Raw genomic sequence first — 18,877 nt, 5'->3', positions numbered from 1 at the left:
TGGGAGGAAACGCCAGATCTAAGTCAGGCTCGGGACTTAGACCTGGAAGCCACGCCAGAACGGATCCTGGGTGGGGTCGACGTAAATGGTGTTGAGGCCGGTCTGCACCGCCCAGCCCTTGACGGACGGGCGGATGCTGGGGAAGTCGCCCAGCGTGCCGGCGCTTTCCACGCGGCCTTCGAACAGGCTGCCGATGATGCTTTCGTGCACGAAGCTCTGGCCGACGCTGAGCTTGCCCTGCGCCGCCAAATGGGCCATGCGGGCGGAGGTGCCGGTGCCGCAGGGCGACCGGTCGATGGCACGGTCGCCGTAGAACACGGCGTTGCGGCCGTGGGCGTCCTTGTGCTTGGGCTTATCCACCCACATCACGTGGCTCAGGCCCCGGATGGTGCTGTCCAGCGGATGGACGGGGGTGATCTTCTCCCGCACCAGCTGCCGCACCAGGCCGCTGAAATGGATGATCTTCTGGCTGCCCAGGTCATCGATGCCCTTGTAGGCGCCTTGCGGCTCGATGATGCCGTAGAAATTGCCGCCGTAGCTGATGTCCAGGGTGAGGGGGCCCAGCTCCGGCACCTCAATGGTGACGCCCTTGGTGAACAGGAAGCTGTCGATGTTGAACAGCCGTACCCAGTTCACCTTGCCGGCCGCCATCTCATACTCGACGCCGATCTGGCCGGCGGGCACGTCCAGCACCAGCTTGCCCGGCGTGCGCGGGCGGATCAGGCCGTGTTCCAGCGCGAAGGTCACCATGCCGATGGTGCCGTGGCCGCACATGGGCAGGCAGCCCGAGGTCTCGATGAACAGGATGGAGGCGTCGGCCTCCGGGCTGCAGGGCGGGTAGACGAAACCGCCCGACATCATGTCGTGGCCGCGCGGCTCAAAGCACAAGGCCGTGCGGATCCAGTCGAAGCGCGACAGGAAGTCCTGGCGCTTCTCGCTCATGGTGGCGCCCACCAGGGGCGGGTGGCCGCCCATGACCAGTCGCACCGGGTTGCCGCAGGTGTGCCCGTCGATGCAGGCAAAGGTCTGGCGGCCCGTGGGCAGAACGGGATCGCCGGTCGGAACGCTGGGGGCGGTGGTCATGGCATCAGGCCTTAAGGCAGACGGTGGGAACAACACGAACTCTGGAGGTACTCGCGAGGCTGGACCCGGTTCCCCAGGTCCAGCCTCGCTGGCTGGCGACCGCCAGCCCCGCAGCGAGTACCGCAGGGCGCAGCGAGGAAGCCAAGCCAGCGGAGGCTTGCGCCGGCGCTTGAGGAAAACGAACAAACCCCGCCGGCGTCTGAGGGAACTACTTACAGAACAGGCCGCGTCGCGGCGGCCTTTTCGACCATGGCGATCACGTCGGCGCGGGTCTGGCCTTCCAGGATATAGCGCGGCGGGCGCACGCGCTCGGAACCGCGGCCCATGACCTGCTCGGCCAACTTGATGCTCTGCACCAAGTCGTGGCGGGCATCCAGGTGCAGCAGCGGCAGGAACCAGCGGTAGATGGCGCGGGCCTTGGCCAGGTCGCCGGCAACGACGGCGTCGTACAGCGCCACCGATTCCTTGGGGAAGGCGTTGGTCAGGCCGGAGATCCAGCCCCGGGCACCCAGCAGCAAGCCTTCCAGGGCCACGTCGTCCAGGCCGGCCATCAGCATCATCTTCGTCTCATCGATGGCGTTGGCCAGGTCGGTGAAACGACGGGTGTCGGGGGCCGATTCCTTCAGCGCCACGATGGTCGGGATCTCCGCCAGGCGCTGCAGCAGCGGCACGCTGATGTCCACGCGGTAGGCCGGCGGGTTGTTGTACAGCATGATGGGCAGGGCCGAGGCGCCGGCGACGGCGGCGAAGTGGCGGAACAGCTCTTCCTCGGTGGGCACGTAGACCATGGCCGGCAGCAGCATCAGGCCGTCGGCACCGATCTTTTCCGCATCCTTGGCATAGGCGACGGCGCGCGGCGTCGTCAGTTCCGACACGCCGGTGATCACGGGCACGCGGCCGGCGGTCACTTCCTTGGCGGCCGCCAGCACCTGGCGCTTCTCTTCCGGTTCCAGAGAGTTGTTTTCGCCCACGGTGCCCATGATGATCAGGCCGTGCACGCCGTCGCGGATCAGGCCGTCGATCACCCGCTGGGTTTCCGCCAGGTTGATGCTGAGGTCTTCGTTGAACTGCGTGGTCACCGCGGGGAACACACCGCGCCAGTTGGGCAGGGACATCTCTTAAAACCTTTCACGTTTCCGCCATACGCGCTTGTCGGGAAGCGCCGTGACGGATAGTATAATAGGATATTGTATCCAATCAAGGGACTCTGCACATGCCTGTCGCCGATGCCAGCAACCCACCCATGCCGTTCCGGCCAGGATCCGGCACCATCGCGGTGGTGGGCGCCGGCGTGGTGGGCACCGCCACGGCGCTGGCCCTGGTACGTGATGGGCATGAGGTCATCCTGATCGACCGGGATGAGCCAGGGCGTGGATGTTCCTACGGTAACGCCGGCCACATCGCCACGGAACAGTTGTTGCCCCTGGCCTCTTTCGCCACCTTGCGGCGCGTGCCGGGCCTGTTGCTGAAGTCTGGGGGGGCCTTGGGCATCCGAAAGGGAGCCCTGCCCATCCTGGCGCGCGGCTGGGCCAGGGATTTCCTGGGCGCCTGCCTGCCCCGGGCCCACGCCCACGGCACGGCCGTGTTGTCCGGCCTGATCGAAACCGTCATCCAGGACTGGCGCACCCTGCTGGTGGGAACGGGTGCCGAGGGCCGCTTCCAGACGCGCGGCCATCACAGCGTATGGGAAAGTGCAGCGCCCGAGGCTGCCATCGCCGCGTCCGTCGCCGCCGCCCGGGGCCTGGGCGTGCCCGTCACCCCCTGGGGTCCCAGCCCGGGCGATTGGCCCGACCTGCCCCATGCCCTGCGGCGGCGTGTCACAGGGGGCATGACCTATACCGGCACCGGCCATGTCAACGACCCCTTCGGCCTGACCCAGGATTTGGCCGCCGCCTTCGTCGCGCGCGGCGGGCGTATCGAGAAGGCTGACATCCAGGGGCTGGAAAGCGGCCAAGGGGGCCAAGGGGGGAATAATAATGTCGGCTGGCGCCTGCGCCATGCCGGCGGCGTCATCAGCGCCGATGCCGTGCTGGTGGCGCTGGGCGTGGACTCCGGATCGTTGCTGGAACCGCTGGGCTATCGCGTGCCCATGATCGCGGAGCGCGGATACCACGTGGTGGTACCGGGCGACTCGGGATCCAACACGCCCCTCTTGGACCGGCCGGTGGTGTTCGAGAACCGCACCATCATCGTGACGCCCATGACCATGGGCCTGCGCGCCACCAGCTTCACCGATTTCAGCGGGCCGGATGACGCGCCCGATCCCCGCCGCCCGGCGCTGCTGCGCCACCATCTGCGCGAGGTCGGCCTGATGGCACCGGGGGCGGAAAGTTCGGAATGGACCGGCTGCCGCCCCAGCCTGCCCGACTACCTGCCCATGCTGGACGCCAGCCGCCGCCATCCCGGCCTCTACGCCACCTGCGGCCACCAGCATCTGGGCCTGACCCTCGCGGCCGTGAGCGCGCGGCGCATGGCCGACATCGTCGCCGGCCGGGCGCTACCCGATCCGGCCATGGCGCTGGACCGCTTCTCCTGAAGGCCTTCCCTTTGGCGGGGCCTACTTCCGTCCTATGACCGGAGGCGTAGTTCTCTATGATGCAGTATCGTATACAGTATCCCAAAATAACTTGGCAGTTGGGTCCCTTTGCTCCGCTGGCGTCCTCGCCGGCGATCCGGCGCGTCTGCGTGCGGACCCAAGACATAACAATCAAGAACACGGGGGCTTAAGGTATGGTGCGCGATCTGGGAGACGGTCCCATGGCAACCTTCAGCGCCCCCTCCAGGCAAACGGTGTCCCGGCGCACCATCCTGCGCGGTGCGGCCTCGGCCGCGGCCCTGATGGCCGTGCCGGCGGTGGCCGCCCCCTTGGTGCCGGCGCTCAACACCGGCACCGCCGAACCCTTCCCCCTGTCGGCCGTGCGCCTGAAGCCATCGCCCTTCAAGGCGGCGGTGGATGCCAACCTGGCCTATCTGCACAGCCTGGAGGCCGACCGCCTGCTGCATAATTTCCGCAGCGGCGCCGGCCTGCAGCCCAAGGGCGCCGCTTATGGTGGCTGGGAAGGCGACACCATCGCCGGCCACACCCTGGGCCATTATTTGAGCGCCCTGTCCCTCATGCACGCCCAAACCGGCGATGCCGAGTGCAAGCGGCGGGTGGACTACATCGTGGCCGAGCTGGCGGACTGCCAGAAGGCCCAGGGCGACGGCTATGTCGCCGGCTTCACCCGCAAGCGCGGCGACATCGTCGAGGACGGCAAGGTTGTGTTCGATGAACTGCGGCGCGGCGAGATCCGCTCCGCCGGCTTCGACCTCAACGGCTGCTGGGTGCCGCTGTACAACTGGCACAAGCTCTACACCGGCCTGTTCGACGCCCAGACCCTGTGCGGCAACACGCAGGCCCTGGATGTGGGCGTCAAGCTGGGTGGCTACATCGATGAGGTGTTCAGCCACCTGAATGACGAGCAGGTCCAGAAGGTGCTGGACTGCGAGCACGGCGGCATCAACGAGAGCTTCGCCGAGCTGTACGCCCGCACCGGCGACCGGCGCTGGCTGAAGCTGGCCGAGCGCCTCTACCATGCCAAGGTGCTGGTGCCCCTGTCGGAAGGCCGGGATGAGCTGGCCAACATCCACGCCAATACCCAGATCCCCAAGCTGATCGGCCTGGCCCGCCTGGCGGAGCTGACGGGGTCCGAGCGCCACGCCAAGGCCTCCGCCTTCTTCTGGCAGACGGTCACCACCAACCATTCCTACGTCATCGGCGGCAACGCGGACCGGGAGTATTTCCAGGCACCGCGCAGCATCTCCCGCCACATCACCGAACAGACCTGCGAGGGCTGCAACAGCTACAACATGCTGAAGCTGACCCGCCTGCTTTACGCCCGCCAGGCCGACGCGCACTACTTCGACTTCTATGAGCGCGCGCACCTGAACCACGTGCTGGCGCAGCAGAACCCGGCCACCGGCATGTTCACCTACATGACGCCGCTGATGTCCGGCTCGGCGCGGGAATTCTCCACGCCCACGGAAGATTTCTGGTGCTGCGTCGGCACCGGCATGGAGAGCCACGCCAAGCATGGCGAGAGCGTCTATTGGAAGCGCGGTGCGGAGGATTTGGCCGTCAACCTCTACATCCCTTCCACCCTCACCTGGGCGGAGCGGGGGGCGGTGGTCGATCTCGACACCCGCTATCCGGAAGCTGAGACGGTGCTGCTGACGCTGAAGGCCTTGAAGCGTCCCGCCACCTTCGCGGTCAGCTTCCGCATCCCGGCCTGGTGCACCGGCGCCACCCTGGCGGTGAACGGCAAGCCGCAGGATCTGCAGTTGCAGAGCGGCTACGCCGTCGTGCGGCGGGAATGGAAGGCGGGCGACGCCGTCGCCCTGCGCCTGCCCATGGCCCTGCGCCTGGAATCCACCAACGACGACGCCGACACCGTGGCCTTCCTGCACGGCCCCCTGGTACTGGCCGCCGACCTGGGCGCCGCGCCCAAGAGCGAGGCGCCCACCGGCTCGCCCCAGCCCACGCCTGTCTCCGACGCCTTCCAGGGTCCGGCGCCGGCGCTGGTCTCGGCTTCCGTCCTGGACGGCTTCCAGCGGGCGACGCCCGACGCCCTGGTGTGGCGCACCACCGGCATCGGCCGGCCGGGCGACATGGAGTTCAAGCCCTTTTACCAGCAGTACACCCGGCGCACGGCCGTCTACTTCAAGCGCTACACCGAGGCGCAGTGGAAGACGGCGGAGGCGGCCCTGGCGCAGGAGGCGGCGCGCCAGCGCGACATCCAGGCGCGCTCGGTCGATGTCATGCACCTGGGCGAGATGCAGCCGGAACGCGACCATGGGCTGGAGGCCAAGATCTCCTATCCCGTGACCTACCGCGGCCGGAACGGGCGCGACGCCCGCACCGGCGGCTTCTTCGAGTTCAAGGCCAAGGTCCGCGGCGGCGCCATGGTGCTGCAGGCGACATATTGGGGCGATGAGCGCAAGCGCCTGTTCCACATCCTGGTCGATGGCACCCGCATCGCCACGCAAAAGCTGGACGCGGAGCGGCCGGGTGAGTTCTTTGACGTGGAATACCCCATCCCCGCCACCCTGACGGCGGGCAAGTCCACCGTCGTCGTCCGTTTCGAGCCGGAAACCGGCTACTCCGCGGGGCCCGTGTTTGGGTGCCGCGTCGTCGCAGCATCAGCCTCTCAGGGAGCGCCCATTTGATGAATCGCCTGCCTTTAGAACGTCTGGCCGCCCGCCTGCTGGTCGGCACCGCCCTGTTCACCGGTGTCCTGACCCTGGGCCAAATCACCGTGACCCCCATCGTCGGTATGGCCCATGCCGCGACCGCCACGGCCGGCAAGGCCGACGCCCAATTCAAGGCGATCTACACCAAGGAATGGAAGTGGCGTCAGGAGGAGTTCAAGGGCGAGGATGACGAGGACAGCACGGACACCGTCGCCGGCCATCTGCCCAAGGTGGATGCCGCCACCCAGGAAAAGCGGCAGAAGGTCTGGGAAGGCGTCCTGAAGGAACTGGCGGCCATCCCCCAGGCCGACCTGTCGCCCGAGGCGCAAGTGGACTTCAGCATCTATCGCGACCAGGTGACGGTGCTGCTGAACAGCCAGAAGTTCAAGGACTATGAGAAGCCGCTGAACGCCGACAGCTCGTTCTGGTCCAACATGGCCGGCGGCGCGCGCAAGCCCTTCCACACCGTGGCGGAATACAAGGCCTTCATCGGCCAGCTGAACGACATGCCGCGCTATTTCGGCGAGCAGATCGTGAACATGCGCGCCGGCCTGAAGCGGGGCTTCACCCCGCCCAAGGTGACGCTGACCGGCCGCGACAGCGGCATCGTCAACGTGGTCGAGGCCAAGACACCGGAAGACAACGTCTACTACACGCCGTTCAAAAAGATACCGGACACCATCCCGGCCGCGACCCAGGCGGAACTGCGCGCCGCCGCCGTGGCCGCCATCACCAAGTCGGTGGTGCCCGCCCACCAGGCCCTGCTGAAGTTCATGCGCGAGGAATACATTCCCGGCGCCCGCACCGAGCTGGCGGCGGAGTCCCTGCCCGACGGCAAGGCCTACTACCAGTCCAAGATCAAGGAGTTCGCCACCGTCGACCTGACGGCGGACCAGATCCACAAGATCGGCCTGGAAGAGGTGGCGAAGATCCACGCCCAGATGCTGGACGTGATGAAGCAGGCCAACTTCCAGGGGGATTTCCCCGCCTTCCTGAAGTTCCTGCGTACCGATCCCCAGTTCTACGCCAAGACCCCGGAAGAACTGCTGATGCGGGCGGCCTGGATCGCCAAGAAGTTCGACGGCAAGGCGGACCAGTACTTCGGCTACCTGCCGCGCTCGCGCTTCGCCATCATCCCGGTGCCGGCGGACATAGCACCCTTCTACACCTCCGGCCGGGGCGGCCCGGGCGTGTACCTGGTGAACACCTATGATCTGCCGTCGCGCGGCCTGTACGCCCTGCCGGCCCTGACGCTGCATGAATCGGCCCCGGGCCACGCCTTCCAGATGCCCATCGCGGCGGAACAGAAGGACCAGCCGGAGTTCCGGCAGAAGGTCTACATCTCCGCCTTCGGCGAAGGCTGGGCCCTGTACTGCGAGAAGCTGGGCGAGGAGATGGGCATGTACGAGACGCCCTATGAGCGCTTCGGCATGCTGAGCTATCAGATGTGGCGCGCTGCCCGCCTGGTGGTCGACACCGGCATCCATGCCAAGGGCTGGACGCGCGAGCAGGCGCAGCAGTACCTGCACGACAACACCGCCCTGGCCGACCATGAGATCGAGACCGAGGTCGACCGCTATATTGCGTGGCCAGGGCAGGCCCTGTCCTACTATCTGGGCGAGATGGCCATCCTGAAGGCCCGGGCCAAGGCGGAGAAGGCGCTGGGCCCGAAGTTCGACCTGCGCAACTTCCACGACACGGTGCTGAAGCTGGGGGGCGTGCCGCTGCCAGTGCTGGAGGCCCGCATCGACCGCTTCATCGCCGAGGGCGGCAAGAGCCCCTATCCGGCGCAGTAAGCGTTACATTACAGGACGTGAACAGGCGGGGGCGGATGGCGACATCCGTCCCCGTTTTGTTCTTATGATGCCTTTCCCTCAAGCGGATGTGGGTGTATCAAACCCTCACCCCCATCTTCTTGAGCAGGACGCCGTCCCATGTCGCTCGATCTCATTTCATTGGCCCTCGGTTTCGTCGCGGCGCTGGTCGTGGCCCTGGTCGCCGTCCGCGTGGCGGGGGCGGGCGCCCGCGCGGCGCAGGCCGAGCGGCTGGCGATGCTGGAGGCCGACCTGGCCGACCTGCGCGTGGCCAAGGCCGAGGCCGACCGCCGCCTGGCGGTGGAGGGCGAACGGGCCTCGCGTGTGCCCCTGCTGGAGCGGGACCTGGCCACGGTGCGGGAGGAGGGCGCCCGCCTCAGCCAGGCGCTGGCGGCGTCCAAGGAGGCGCTGGCGCGCGAGCTGCGGCAGGCGGAAGAGAAGATGGCCCTGCTGACCCAGGCGCGCGAGACCATGGCCAGGGAGTTCAAGGTCCTGGCCGATGAGGTCATGACCCGCCACGGCGAGACCTTCGCCAAGCAGAATCGCACCCAGCTGGATGGCCTGCTGGCGCCCTTGCGCGATCGCATGGTGGAGTTCCAGCAGGGCCTGCAGCTGGCCCATACGGAAAGCGCCAAGGACCGTGCGGCACTGGCGCAGCAGATCCGCCAACTGACCGACACCAGCGCCCGCATGACCAGCGAGACGCACAACCTGACCCAGGCGCTGAAGGGCAAGGCCCAGACGCAGGGCGCCTGGGGTGAAATGATCCTGTCCACCATCCTGGAACGCTCCGGCCTGCGCGAGGGCGAGGAGTATGTGACGCAGGAGAGCCGTACGGACGCCGATGGCGGCCGCCTGCGCCCCGACGTGGTGGTGAATTTGCCGGGCGGCCAGCGGGTGGTGATCGACGCCAAGGTGTCGCTGACCGCGTTCGAGGCGCATGTGAACGCGGAGGATGAGGTGGCGCGCATGGCGGCGCTGGCGCGCCATGTCGTTTCCCTGCGCACCCACATCAAGACCCTGGGGTCCAAGGACTATACCGGCGCCGTGGGCAGCGGCCTGGACTATGTCCTGATGTTCGTGCCCATCGAGGGGGCCCTGGCGGTGGCGGTGCAGGAGGATCCGGCGCTGACGGCCTACGCCGCCGACATGAACGTGGCCATCGCCACCCCCACGACCTTGATGGTCGCGCTGCGCACCGTGGCCAACGTCTGGCAGGTGGAACGCCGCAACCGCAACGCCGAGGCCATCGCCGACCGCGCCGGCAAGCTGTACGACAAGTTCGTCGGCTTCCTGGAGGACATGCGCAGCCTGGGTACCCAGCTGGACCGCGTGCAGAAAAGTTACAGCGGCGCCATGACCAAGCTCAGCACCGGCACCGGCAATCTGGTGCGCCAGGTGGAACAGCTGAAGGACATGGGCGCCAAAACCTCCAAGGCCATTCCCGTCGACCTGCGCGAGGATGGGCTGGAAGACAAGGCGGCGGCCCTGGAAGCCGCCGGCGCCCTAGCCCTGACCTGACAAAACCTGTCTCGCCGCTGTGACGCGGTGCCATCCGCAGCGTGCTGCACCAGGCTTGACAGCGTTGTCTCAATCAGTAATCCTCAAGCCAATCGACCAGGGGTTGTGGCGTCGCGCCCACCCCGGCAAAAAAGAAGCAGGGATTGGGATCGCGCCTATGGCATCGGGACGACACCACACGCTCCTATCCGGCCCCTGACAGGGTGGCAGGCGCCCCCGTAATTGCGGAGGGTGCCATGACGGGGGTGCGGTCCCGGGCCCAAGGGAAGGGGGGCTCCCAAAGCCCCCGCAGGCGGCCGCGCTGGCCTTGGGGATTCAGTCTGGGCACCCCATGGCGGCGCGGCCGTCTTTTTTTCAGCGGTGCGTGGTTTTAAAGCGCAAGGTTGCGGCAAGCCGCCCGTATCAGCACTGCCGGAACCTTCTCCGGCATCCGCCGGGGACCTTGCCCATGACCAGCCTTATCACCAGCCTGACGCGTCGTCTGAGCGACCGGGGCCTTGACTTGGCGGTTCTGGTGGTGGTGTCCGCATTTCTAACCCTGGTGGTGCTGAGCGCGGCACCCGATGCAACGGTGGACGAGGCCCAGGCCGCGCCCGCCGGCCCCGCCCAGCTGGCCGATGGCCAGGCCGGGCACTGATCCCCTCCCGCGAGATCGGTCGGGACCCTAAAGGTACGTCTTCCCGAAGAAATACAGCGTCATCGCCACGCCGGTGACGATGACGAAGCGGCGGACATAGTCGCCGGGCAGTTGACGGGCCACGGCGGCGCCCAGATAGCCGCCGGCGATGGCGGAGACCATCATGACCAGGGCCGGGGCCCAGACCACGCGGCCGCTGAGGGCGAAGGTCACCGTCGCGATGGCGTTCAGGCTGCCGCTGAGCAGGGTCTTCCACGCGTTCATGGCGTGCATGTCGCGCAGACCGAACAGGGTCATGGCCGCCATGGACAGGATGCCGACGCCGCCGCCGTAATAGCCCCCGTAAATGGCGATGACGAACTGGCAGCACAGCAGCGCCGTGGGCGTCAGGCGCACGCTGTCCTGCAGCAGGCCGGCCAGGCGGCGGCCGAAGGCGAAGACCAAGGTGGCCATCAGCATCAGCCAGGGCACCAGGGCCACGAACACGCTCTCGGGCGTCCACAGCAGCAGCAGGGCACCGGCGACACTGCCCACCAGACTGACCACCACCATGGGCACCATGCCCACGCCCTGGATGGGCTGGAACTCCCGCCGGTAGGCGTAGACGCTGGCGAACGATCCGGGAAACAGGGCCACGGTGTTGGTGGCATTGGCCGTCACCGGCGGCAGGCCGGCGAACACCAGGGCGGGGAAGCCCAGGAAACTGCCGCCGCCGGCGACGGCGTTCAGGACGCCGGCCGCGAAGGCGGCGCCGATCAGCAAGGCCCAGGTCCAGGGATCCATCGGATGTCCGGTGCGGTTGGTGGCGGGCGCTTCCCCAACCGCCGCCCCGTTCCCGGGCGGTCTGATCAGGGGGCGGGGGCCGGCATCGCGTCGTGCAACACGCGATAGAGCTGGAACCCCTTGCCCTCATGAACCAGGTCGGCCAGGCCCGTCAACTCCCGATGTCCAGCTTCGGTGTTCAGGACGATGACGTAGTCATAGTCCCGCTGCCAGTCCTGCCAGAAATAGGTGCCGGGGGGCAGGGGATTGGTCACGGCCTTCACCATCTCGCCCGTGCTGGGCGGGTCGCCGTCCTCACGGTCCACGCGCTCGGTGTAGGCGGGCTTCACGGTCAGGATTTGCTTGCCGGCCACGCTGAAGGCGGTGCTGACCAGGCTTTGGCGGTCGATGATGGCCAGGCAGGGCGCATGGCTGAAGGCGGCGTTGAAGTTGACGTCGCCCGTGGGCACCGTCGCCTCCGCCACCAGGATGGTGGACCCGGGCTCCACCGCCGCCATGGACGCGCGCATGTCCTTGTAGACCTGGCTCAGGGGCAGCCAGTCGCCGATCATGACCACGCTGCGGGCCACGATGATGGCCAGGATGGCGGCCAGGGCGATCATGCGACCCAGGCGGCTGCGGAAGTCGAACCGCACGAAGCCCAGGCCCAGGAACAGCAGCGCCACCGGCAGCCGCTCGTCGGCGTAGGCCGAGCCGAACAGGATGGTGGGCATGGCGACATAGGTCACGGCGCCGGTGGCCAGCAGCATCCAGCCGGCGGCGTGTAGGTGCATGCGCCGGGTGGCCAGCAGGGCGGCGACCACGCCCAGGCCCGCCAGGCCCAGCGGCACCTCCCAATTCTCATGGAAAGTGGTGACCAGGAAGCGCAAGCCCTCGCCCTTGCCCACCCAGCTCCAAACCACCTGGTCGGCCAGGCCCATCGTCGGGCTGGCCGCCAGCAGCGGCAGGACCACCAGGAAGGGCAGGCCCATCAGGCCCAGGTGGCGCAACGCCTGACGCCACGGCCGGCGCAGCAGGCCCGGCGCCTCCAGGCAGAAGATGGCCATGCCATAGAGGCCGACGGCGAACAGATGGCAGACGAACAGCACCAGCACCGTGGCGGTGGAGGCCGCCAGGCGTTGCAGGTGCGACCGGCGGCGCAGCGACAGCCGGATGGCCGTGCCCCACAGCGCCAGGCCGATGCCGAACAGGAAGTTGGTGAAGCCCAGCAGGAAGATGCCGTTGTACATGAAGGCCATGGCCAGCAGCGCGTTGGCGCCGCCGGGGCCATGCTCCGCCCGGTGCAGGGCTCGGTGCAGGGCCCAGGTGCCGGTGACGATGCTGATGATGATGGCGGCGATGAACAGCTTGCCGGCGATGAACACGCCCACGACCTTGACCATGGGCGGCGTCACCAGGTCCATGGCCAAGTTGGGAATGACCTGCCAGTCGATGGCGTAGAAGCGCTGCAGCAGGGGCTCCTGCCCCAGGTGCGCGATGATGTCCATGCGGGCCAGATGGTTGGCGTAGTCCGTCAGCGGCGGCACCAGCACGAAGAACAGGGGGGCCAGGACCACCGCCAAGGCGAGAAGGCCCAGCACCGTCGCCACGGGCAGGTCCAAGCTACGGTGGCGGGCATCGCTGCGCGCGTCGGCATCCAGGGCAACCATCATCCCCGCCAATTAACAGGGCGCTCCCGCAGCGCACAAGACAATCAAAAGGCACACGGCCAGCGAAAGGGGAATATGGGATCCCCTGTTTATGCTGGCGCTACACTTTGCCTCAGTCCGCGCTGTTCCGGAACCGCGGTGGAGTCGCCTGCGATTGTTGGACGGCAAGGGCGGCGCGGCCTTGCCGGAGGGGCGCCGGCTTGGGCGGCTCCCGCTTAAATTTTTTGATGCGCTGTCGTTTTGTGATTCCCGGCTTGTGTCGCGGGCGCGATTCCCCTAACGAAGCAGGCTGACAACGGCGCCGGCCCCGGGTGGGGTGCGGCGACCATGATGGACAACAGGTGGGCATATCCGCCGCGACGGCTTTGGGGGCCGACGGCGAAAGGGCAGCGCGGGCGTGAATGGGCAAGGCCGCCGCATCCCGGTTGCGGGATGTCCGGGCGCACCCGTTCTGTAGGGGGCCGCGGGATAGGCACCAATTTTTCCAAGGATTTGGGCATGCAGGCACAGGTCACGGCACGCGTTCGGCATCCGGTGGGTTTCTGGTTCGTCTTCTGGGGTGAGTTGGCCGAGCGCGCCTGCTACTACGGCATGCGGACATTGCTGGCGCTCTACATCACCTCGCAGCTGGGCTTCTCGGACAGCGACGCGGCCACCGTCATCCAGATTTTCATGGCGTCCTGCTACGCCTTGCCCCTTATCGGCGGCGTCATCGCCGACCGTTGGCTGGGCCGCTATCCCACCATCATCTTCTTCTCCTTCCCCTACATCTTCGGCCAGGTGGTGCTGGGCTTCGCCAGCAGCCCGTGGATGCTGTACGCCAGCCTGGCCATGCTGGCCATGGGTGCCGGCGCCATCAAACCCAACGTCAGCCCCATGATGGCCCGCATGTACCAGGAGCAGGGCAAGGAAGCCCTGATGGACAAGGCCTTCAGCTACTTCTACGTGGCCATCAACATCGGCGGCTTCGTCACCTCCTACGCGCTGCCCTGGGTGCGCGACAAGGCGGGCTACCAGGTGGCGCTGATGCTGCCGGCGGCCCTGATGACGGTGGCCCTGGTGGTGTTCGCCGCCGGCAAGCGCTTCTACCCGCAGGAAAACGCCGCCGACCGCGCCGCGGCCCGCGCCAAGGCCGGACAACCCGCCGGCGGCATGACGCCGGAGGAACGTACGCGCCTGGTGCGCATGCTGCTGGGCTTCCCCATGATCCTGGTGTTCTGGATGGCCTATGACCAGACGGCCACGACCTGGGTGTTTTTCGCCCGCGACTACATCGACCTGAACCTGTGGCCCTTCGGCTTTAACCTGACACCGGACCAGCTGCAGGCGGTCAACCCGCTGATGATCATCCTGCTGACCCCCATCTTCAACGCCTTCTGGGGGTGGGTGGACCGCCGCCGGGGCACGCTGACCCCGGCGCGCACCAAGGTGTTCGTGGGCTTCGGCATCACCGGCCTGTCCATCGCCATCATGGCGCTGGCCGGGTTGCTGGCCACCAAGGACCATCCGGTCAGCATCTGGTTCATGCTGGTGTCCAACATCGTGCTGGGCTTCGGTGAGCTGTGCATCAGCATGATCGGCCTGCAGTGGGCGTACATGGAGGCCCCGGCCCGGCTGAAGTCGTCCATCACGGCCGTGTTCTATCTCACGGTTTTCGCCGGCGACATGGTGGGTGGGCTGTACGTCCAGCTCTATGACCGCCTGTCGCCCTTCGCCTATTTCGGCGGCCAGGTGGCGTTGCTGGTGCTGGCGGGGGCTATCTTCTACGGCGTCGCCCTGCGCCGCCAGCGGGTGCTGGCGGTGGCGTAAGCCGGGGTCGCCAGCGTTCGAAAAGAAAAGGCCGCCGTCCCCTGCCTGGGACAGCGGCCTTTTTCTTGGTCCCGCCGATTGGGCCCGCTTGAAATCGCGCGGGCTTCAGGGGGGGCCGGCGATGCGCCCCCGGGTAGTTTCCAAGGTTTGATCGGATTCCAGCGGGCGTGTCACCCGTGGTCCGGTGCTTCCTTTCAGGCCGCGCCCGCCGTGGGGGTCGCTTCCGTCAAGCCATTGTTCAGCGCCCAGATGGCGGCCTGGGTGCGGTTGTTGCAGTTGATCTTGCGCAGCAGGCTCTTCAGGTGGACCTTCACCGTCGCTTCGGTGATGTGCAGGCCGTTGGCGATCACCTTGTTGCTCTCACCCTTGACCAGGGCCCGCAGGATTTGCGTTTCCCGCATCGACAGGCCCTTGTGCGGGCTGCCGGCGCCGACGCCGCCGGCGTGGTTCTGCTGGGTCAGCAGCAAGGCCAGATCGGAAGGGAACACCTTCTCGCCCAGCATGACCAAGTGCAGCGACTGGATCAGCGCGTTGGAAGAACGGTCCTTGGTCAGGTAGCCGTCGATCCCGGCCTCCAGCGCCATGCGCAGGCGCGGCGCGTCGAACCCGTTGGTCAGATAGACCAGGCGGGCCTCGGGGAACAGGTTGTGCAGCTGGCTGGCCGCCGCCCGGAATTCCCCTGCGTCCGTCACGTCGAACAGGACCAGGGCGATGCCACGGCCGGATGGCTTGGCGCCGGATATATCATTTGGTGTGGGGGCGGACAGCTCCGCCCGTGCCGCCTCGACATCGCGCGCTTCGGAAACCACGCGAAAATCCTGCGGCAGCAGTTGCCTTAAGCCCTGACGGAACAGGGTACTCGGGTCTATCACCAGAACATCATGGGTGGCCATGATCCAAACCTCCGACGCAGATGCAACTAGATCGGAGTGTTTAATATTGGCTCTTTCGGTCCGTTAGACAACCCTCACTTGTGTCCGGTCGCCTTAGCCCTTTCGCGTATCCAACCCGCGTTAGCTAGCCAGGAATAGCCGGAATGCCGCTCAAAAGGGATAGATGGGTCAGCGGCGGTAGCGCTTTTCCTGCATAATCTCAAGTTGCAGCTGCTGAATCTCGGTGAGCCGCTTCCACTGCCGCTGGATAAGATAATCAATTTTTTCGTGCAGGTGGCGGATCTCCAGCTCCGCCTTGAGGTTGACGCGGTAGTCGTTCTCGGACCGCAGGCGATCCTTCGCCTCCTGCCGCTTCTGGCTCATCATGATGATGGGCGCCTGGATGGCGGCCAGGCAGGAGAGGATGAGGTTAAGCAGGATGAAGGGATAGGGATCGAAAGACTTATCCCCTTGGAAGCTGCTGATGATCATCCAGACGATCAGGAAGCCGCCGAAGGTGAGGATGAAGGTCCAACTACCGCCGAAGCTGGCCAGATGGTCCGACATGCGCTCGCCCAGGGTACGCTCCTCGGCGTAGCCTTCCTCGATGTTCTCCGCCAGGGTCTCATGGGTGGCGATGCTTTCCGCCACCTGGCGGTCCAGTTCCGTAAGCTCGCCCTTTTCCTGCTGCAGCAGTTCCTCGACATACAGGGAGCGGTAGCGGGCGACCACGCCGCGGCTGACCAGGGCGTCGGGCGGCAGGCCGGGGTGGTCGCGGCGGATGCGTACGGCCAGGCTGGGGCGTAGGGTATCCAGGCTGATAAGGTCGCGCTTGGGGCGCAGCTTGCCGGTGACGCCGCAGGCCACGCGCTTGCCGCCGGCGGGCGCCGTGCCGTCCGATGGCGGGGCGCCGTCCAATCCGGGCTCTTCCTCCGCGCCATCAAGGCCGTCATCGTCGCCGCCCTCGTCGCCGCCCTCGTCGCCCAGGTCGATGTCGGCCAGCTCTTCCGCCTCGGCCGCCAGCTCGGCGGCGATGGCGGCGTCCTGCTGCGCGTCCCTCGCCGGCTGCGCCGCGTTCTCGTCCTGCGGGTTCATGCCGCCACGCCCCTCATCCATCGCACTCGTCCTCTTGATCCGGCATCACGCCTCAGGCCGTTTTGGCCCAGCACCCGCCGGGGCGCAACCTAAACGCTGACAGGTGTTTCTATAACCGAACTATGACAATTTTCCGCGATCACCATAGGGGAAGATGTGTTCCGTCCGCCCGGCCCCCCCCGTGCGCAAGTGTCGCAGGTAAAGAAAAACCCCGCCGGCGAACCGGCGGGGTTTCCCTTGTACAGGATGTCTCCCCGAAGGGGACAAGCCTTAAAACGTGAACTGGCCTTAGAACGTGAACTGAACGCGCCCGCCCAGGGACTGCCAGTTGTCGCCCACCTGGGTGTTGTTGGTGGCGGACGAGTACTTCTTCAGGTCGATGAACTGGTAGTCCAGCATGAAGCGGACGTTGCTGGTCATGTACCAGTTCAGGCCCAGGGTCCACACTTCCTGCTGGCCGCCGCGCACGCGGTTGGCGGTGTTGGTGGCCCAGGTGTCGGAGTTCAGGTTCAGGAAGCTGTAGCGCGCCACGGCTTCCCAGGTGCCCCACTGGCCGGCACCGGGGTTCAGGGGCTTGTCCACCGTCGGGGCGCTGAAGGCGCCCTGGTTGGCGACGTAGTTGCGCTTCTGGCCGGTCAGGACCCAGCCGGCTTCGGCGTAGTAGCCGAAGAAGCTCGGGTCGTTGGTGGCCGTGGACAGGTCCTTACGGCGCTTCACGTCGATCTGGTAGCCTTCGCCCTGGGCCCAGAAGCTGTCGTAGCGGGCGGCCAGCTCGCCGCCGTAGATGGCGACGCTGTCGGCGTTGATGTTGCCGGTGTTCAGGATGGAGCCCAGGCCGCCGTAGCGGTTTTCCGGACGCTCGGACAGGGCCAACACGTGCGAACCGGCGGCGTTCACGCCGTTGGTCTGCGGCGGGGCGTACATGTAGCCGACGTCGCCGGCGATGTGGACGATGGTGTGCTCATCGTTGATGGGCCGGAAGGCGGCGCGGGCGAAGGCGGCCTTCTGATCGTCGGCGACACCGGTCACGGCGCTGGACGTGACCGAGGCGGTCGCGCCGCCGGTGCTGGTCAGCACGGTGGTGCTGCCGAACGGGCTGGTATTGACGCTGTTACCGGTCAGGTAGACGTCGGCGAAGTAGTTGTCGCCGAAGGTGCGCACGCCGGCCGACAGGCGGCCTTCGCTGGCGATCAGGCCGGTGACGACGTTGTTGATGCCGGGACGTTCCAGCAGGCCGATGTCGTTGGAGCTGATGCTGTCTTCGAAGGTGAAGGCCGGCTGCATGGCGCCGACGTCGATCAGCCAGCCCTTGTAGCCGGTGTAGGTCAGCTGGGCGGTCTGCAGGCGGCCGGACTGGTTGAAGCGGCCCGGGAAGTCGGCCGTCACGTTGTAGGTGAAGTCGTTGAAGGCCTTGCCGGCGAAGCCGATGTAGGCGCGACGGAAGTTGAAGCCGTCGGTGATGTCCTTATTGGCGCGAGTATCCGGATTCTTGGCGTCCTGGAAGTTGTATCCGTAATCCAGGTGGATGCGGCCGACGGGCTGGAAGCTGAACGCCTTGTCCGCAGACGTGAAGGTCGGCACGCCGTTGGGGAAGGTGATGCTGGGCAGGTTCGCCGTGGCGGCGGTGGCCGAGGTGGCGGCCTTCTCGGCGGCGGCCTTGGACTCGGCGGCGGCCTTGTTGGCGGCGTCGGTCTGGGCCGAGATCGCCTGCAACTGCGCCTGCAGCGCCTGGATCTGCTTGTTCAGGGCGTCGATCTGCGCCTGGGTGGCCAGCGGGGTGGCGGCGGCGGCGGCAGTGGCGGAGGCGGCGTTCGACTTCTTGGTCTCTGCAGCGGAGGCGCCGGCGGCGGCGAAAGCCACGCCCAGCACCGTGCCAGCGAGCAACACGGTCTTCAGGTTCATTCCTAGATTCTCCCATCATCCGGTCTACGGCATGCCGCCCAATCCCGGGTTTCGGGGCCGACGTCACGCGTTTGGAGCGTTTGGGCTGCGGCCCTAACGAAGCGCTCGGTAGCAATATAGCATGACAGCGAGACTGCTAAAGGTTGACAGATTTATGAAAGGGGCTAGCTGTGGCGCCGCTGCAACAGTTTCGAGTCGGGCGTTTTAGCGGCCTTAAAGTAAGGCGGCGCAACAAATTCGGGACTACAGCAGTAGAGTCCGGACGGGGCTGGCGGCCCTGAAAAAGAGGGCGGGCGGATCGACTGCATCTATAGTGTTGTGAATAGGGCGCACCCCGGGGCCTGCTTATGGCGACCACGGGGATGCCGCTGCGGCGCAGAAAAAATGGCGATGGGCTGCGCGTCCGCCGACTCTTGAAAAGAAATTGAGAATCGGCGTTGACTCATGAGAGCCGCCGGGTTCCGGCTGGTATTGCCGCGGCAC

13 protein-coding genes are annotated in these 18,877 nt (G+C 66.7%); 6 read left to right on the top strand and 7 right to left on the bottom strand.

Going from position 1 to position 18,877, the window contains the following annotated elements:
• Positions 1 to 36 precede the first annotated feature (36 nt).
• Positions 37 to 1,083 carry a 4-hydroxyproline epimerase gene (locus tag FBZ88_RS26780; RefSeq protein ID WP_145620058.1) on the bottom strand — a complete coding sequence of 349 codons (1,047 nt, stop codon included), beginning with the start codon at positions 1,081 to 1,083 and terminating at the stop codon, positions 37 to 39.
• A gap of 212 nt (positions 1,084 to 1,295) precedes the next feature.
• On the bottom strand, positions 1,296 to 2,198 hold the full coding sequence (locus FBZ88_RS26775) for a dihydrodipicolinate synthase family protein (protein ID WP_145620057.1): 903 nt from the start codon (positions 2,196 to 2,198) through the stop codon (positions 1,296 to 1,298).
• Positions 2,199 to 2,296: 98 nt separating this feature from the next.
• Between FBZ88_RS26775 and FBZ88_RS26770 the strand changes: the two genes are divergently transcribed.
• The 5 genes from FBZ88_RS26770 to FBZ88_RS26750 all read left to right on the top strand — a co-directional run bounded on the left by FBZ88_RS26770 (position 2,297) and on the right by FBZ88_RS26750 (position 10,284).
• Positions 2,297 to 3,619 carry an NAD(P)/FAD-dependent oxidoreductase gene (locus FBZ88_RS26770; protein ID WP_145620056.1) on the top strand — a complete coding sequence of 441 codons (1,323 nt, stop codon included), beginning with the start codon at positions 2,297 to 2,299 and terminating at the stop codon, positions 3,617 to 3,619.
• A 221-nt stretch (positions 3,620 to 3,840) separates the two neighbouring features.
• Positions 3,841 to 6,288 carry a glycoside hydrolase family 127 protein gene (locus tag FBZ88_RS26765; protein WP_246138878.1) on the top strand — a complete coding sequence of 816 codons (2,448 nt, stop codon included), beginning with the start codon at positions 3,841 to 3,843 and terminating at the stop codon, positions 6,286 to 6,288.
• A complete protein-coding gene (locus FBZ88_RS26760) occupies positions 6,288 to 8,108 on the top strand; it encodes a DUF885 domain-containing protein (RefSeq protein ID WP_246138877.1) in 1,821 nt (606 codons plus the stop codon). The genes FBZ88_RS26765 and FBZ88_RS26760 overlap by 1 nt, the downstream gene beginning before the upstream one ends.
• 138 nt (positions 8,109 to 8,246) lie before the next feature.
• Entirely contained in the window at positions 8,247 to 9,647 is a 1,401-nt protein-coding gene (locus FBZ88_RS26755; RefSeq protein ID WP_145620055.1) for a DNA recombination protein RmuC, read from the top strand.
• 448 nt (positions 9,648 to 10,095) lie between these two features.
• Positions 10,096 to 10,284 carry a hypothetical protein gene (locus FBZ88_RS26750; protein ID WP_145620054.1) on the top strand — a complete coding sequence of 63 codons (189 nt, stop codon included), beginning with the start codon at positions 10,096 to 10,098 and terminating at the stop codon, positions 10,282 to 10,284.
• A gap of 27 nt (positions 10,285 to 10,311) precedes the next feature.
• Here FBZ88_RS26750 and FBZ88_RS26745 read toward each other — a convergent pair whose 3' ends face one another.
• Positions 10,312 to 11,067 (bottom strand): sulfite exporter TauE/SafE family protein, encoded by a 756-nt coding sequence (locus tag FBZ88_RS26745; RefSeq protein WP_145620053.1) that lies wholly within the window; start codon positions 11,065 to 11,067, stop codon positions 10,312 to 10,314.
• A 65-nt stretch (positions 11,068 to 11,132) separates the two neighbouring features.
• The gene (locus FBZ88_RS26740) at positions 11,133 to 12,719 is read right to left on the bottom strand and encodes a hypothetical protein (protein WP_145620052.1); all 1,587 of its coding nucleotides are present in this window, start codon (positions 12,717 to 12,719) and stop codon (positions 11,133 to 11,135) included.
• A gap of 495 nt (positions 12,720 to 13,214) precedes the next feature.
• Here FBZ88_RS26740 and FBZ88_RS26735 point away from each other — a divergent pair, with 495 nt between their 5' ends.
• Positions 13,215 to 14,525 carry a peptide MFS transporter gene (locus tag FBZ88_RS26735; RefSeq protein ID WP_186464612.1) on the top strand — a complete coding sequence of 437 codons (1,311 nt, stop codon included), beginning with the start codon at positions 13,215 to 13,217 and terminating at the stop codon, positions 14,523 to 14,525.
• Positions 14,526 to 14,719: 194 nt separating this feature from the next.
• Here FBZ88_RS26735 and FBZ88_RS26730 read toward each other — a convergent pair whose 3' ends face one another.
• The 3 genes from FBZ88_RS26730 to FBZ88_RS26720 all read right to left on the bottom strand — a co-directional run bounded on the left by FBZ88_RS26730 (position 14,720) and on the right by FBZ88_RS26720 (position 18,394).
• On the bottom strand, positions 14,720 to 15,418 hold the full coding sequence (locus FBZ88_RS26730) for a LuxR C-terminal-related transcriptional regulator (RefSeq protein ID WP_145620050.1): 699 nt from the start codon (positions 15,416 to 15,418) through the stop codon (positions 14,720 to 14,722).
• Between the two features lie 168 nt (positions 15,419 to 15,586).
• Positions 15,587 to 16,513 (bottom strand): DUF1003 domain-containing protein, encoded by a 927-nt coding sequence (locus FBZ88_RS26725; RefSeq protein ID WP_246138876.1) that lies wholly within the window; start codon positions 16,511 to 16,513, stop codon positions 15,587 to 15,589.
• Positions 16,514 to 16,780: 267 nt separating this feature from the next.
• Positions 16,781 to 18,394 (bottom strand): OprO/OprP family phosphate-selective porin, encoded by a 1,614-nt coding sequence (locus FBZ88_RS26720; protein WP_186464611.1) that lies wholly within the window; start codon positions 18,392 to 18,394, stop codon positions 16,781 to 16,783.
• Positions 18,395 to 18,877 lie beyond the last annotated feature (483 nt).

It is taken from the genome of Nitrospirillum bahiense, from assembly GCF_007828025.1.
Lineage (GTDB): Bacteria > Pseudomonadota > Alphaproteobacteria > Azospirillales > Azospirillaceae > Nitrospirillum > Nitrospirillum amazonense.
This window is presented reverse-complemented; position numbering and strand designations above follow the sequence as displayed.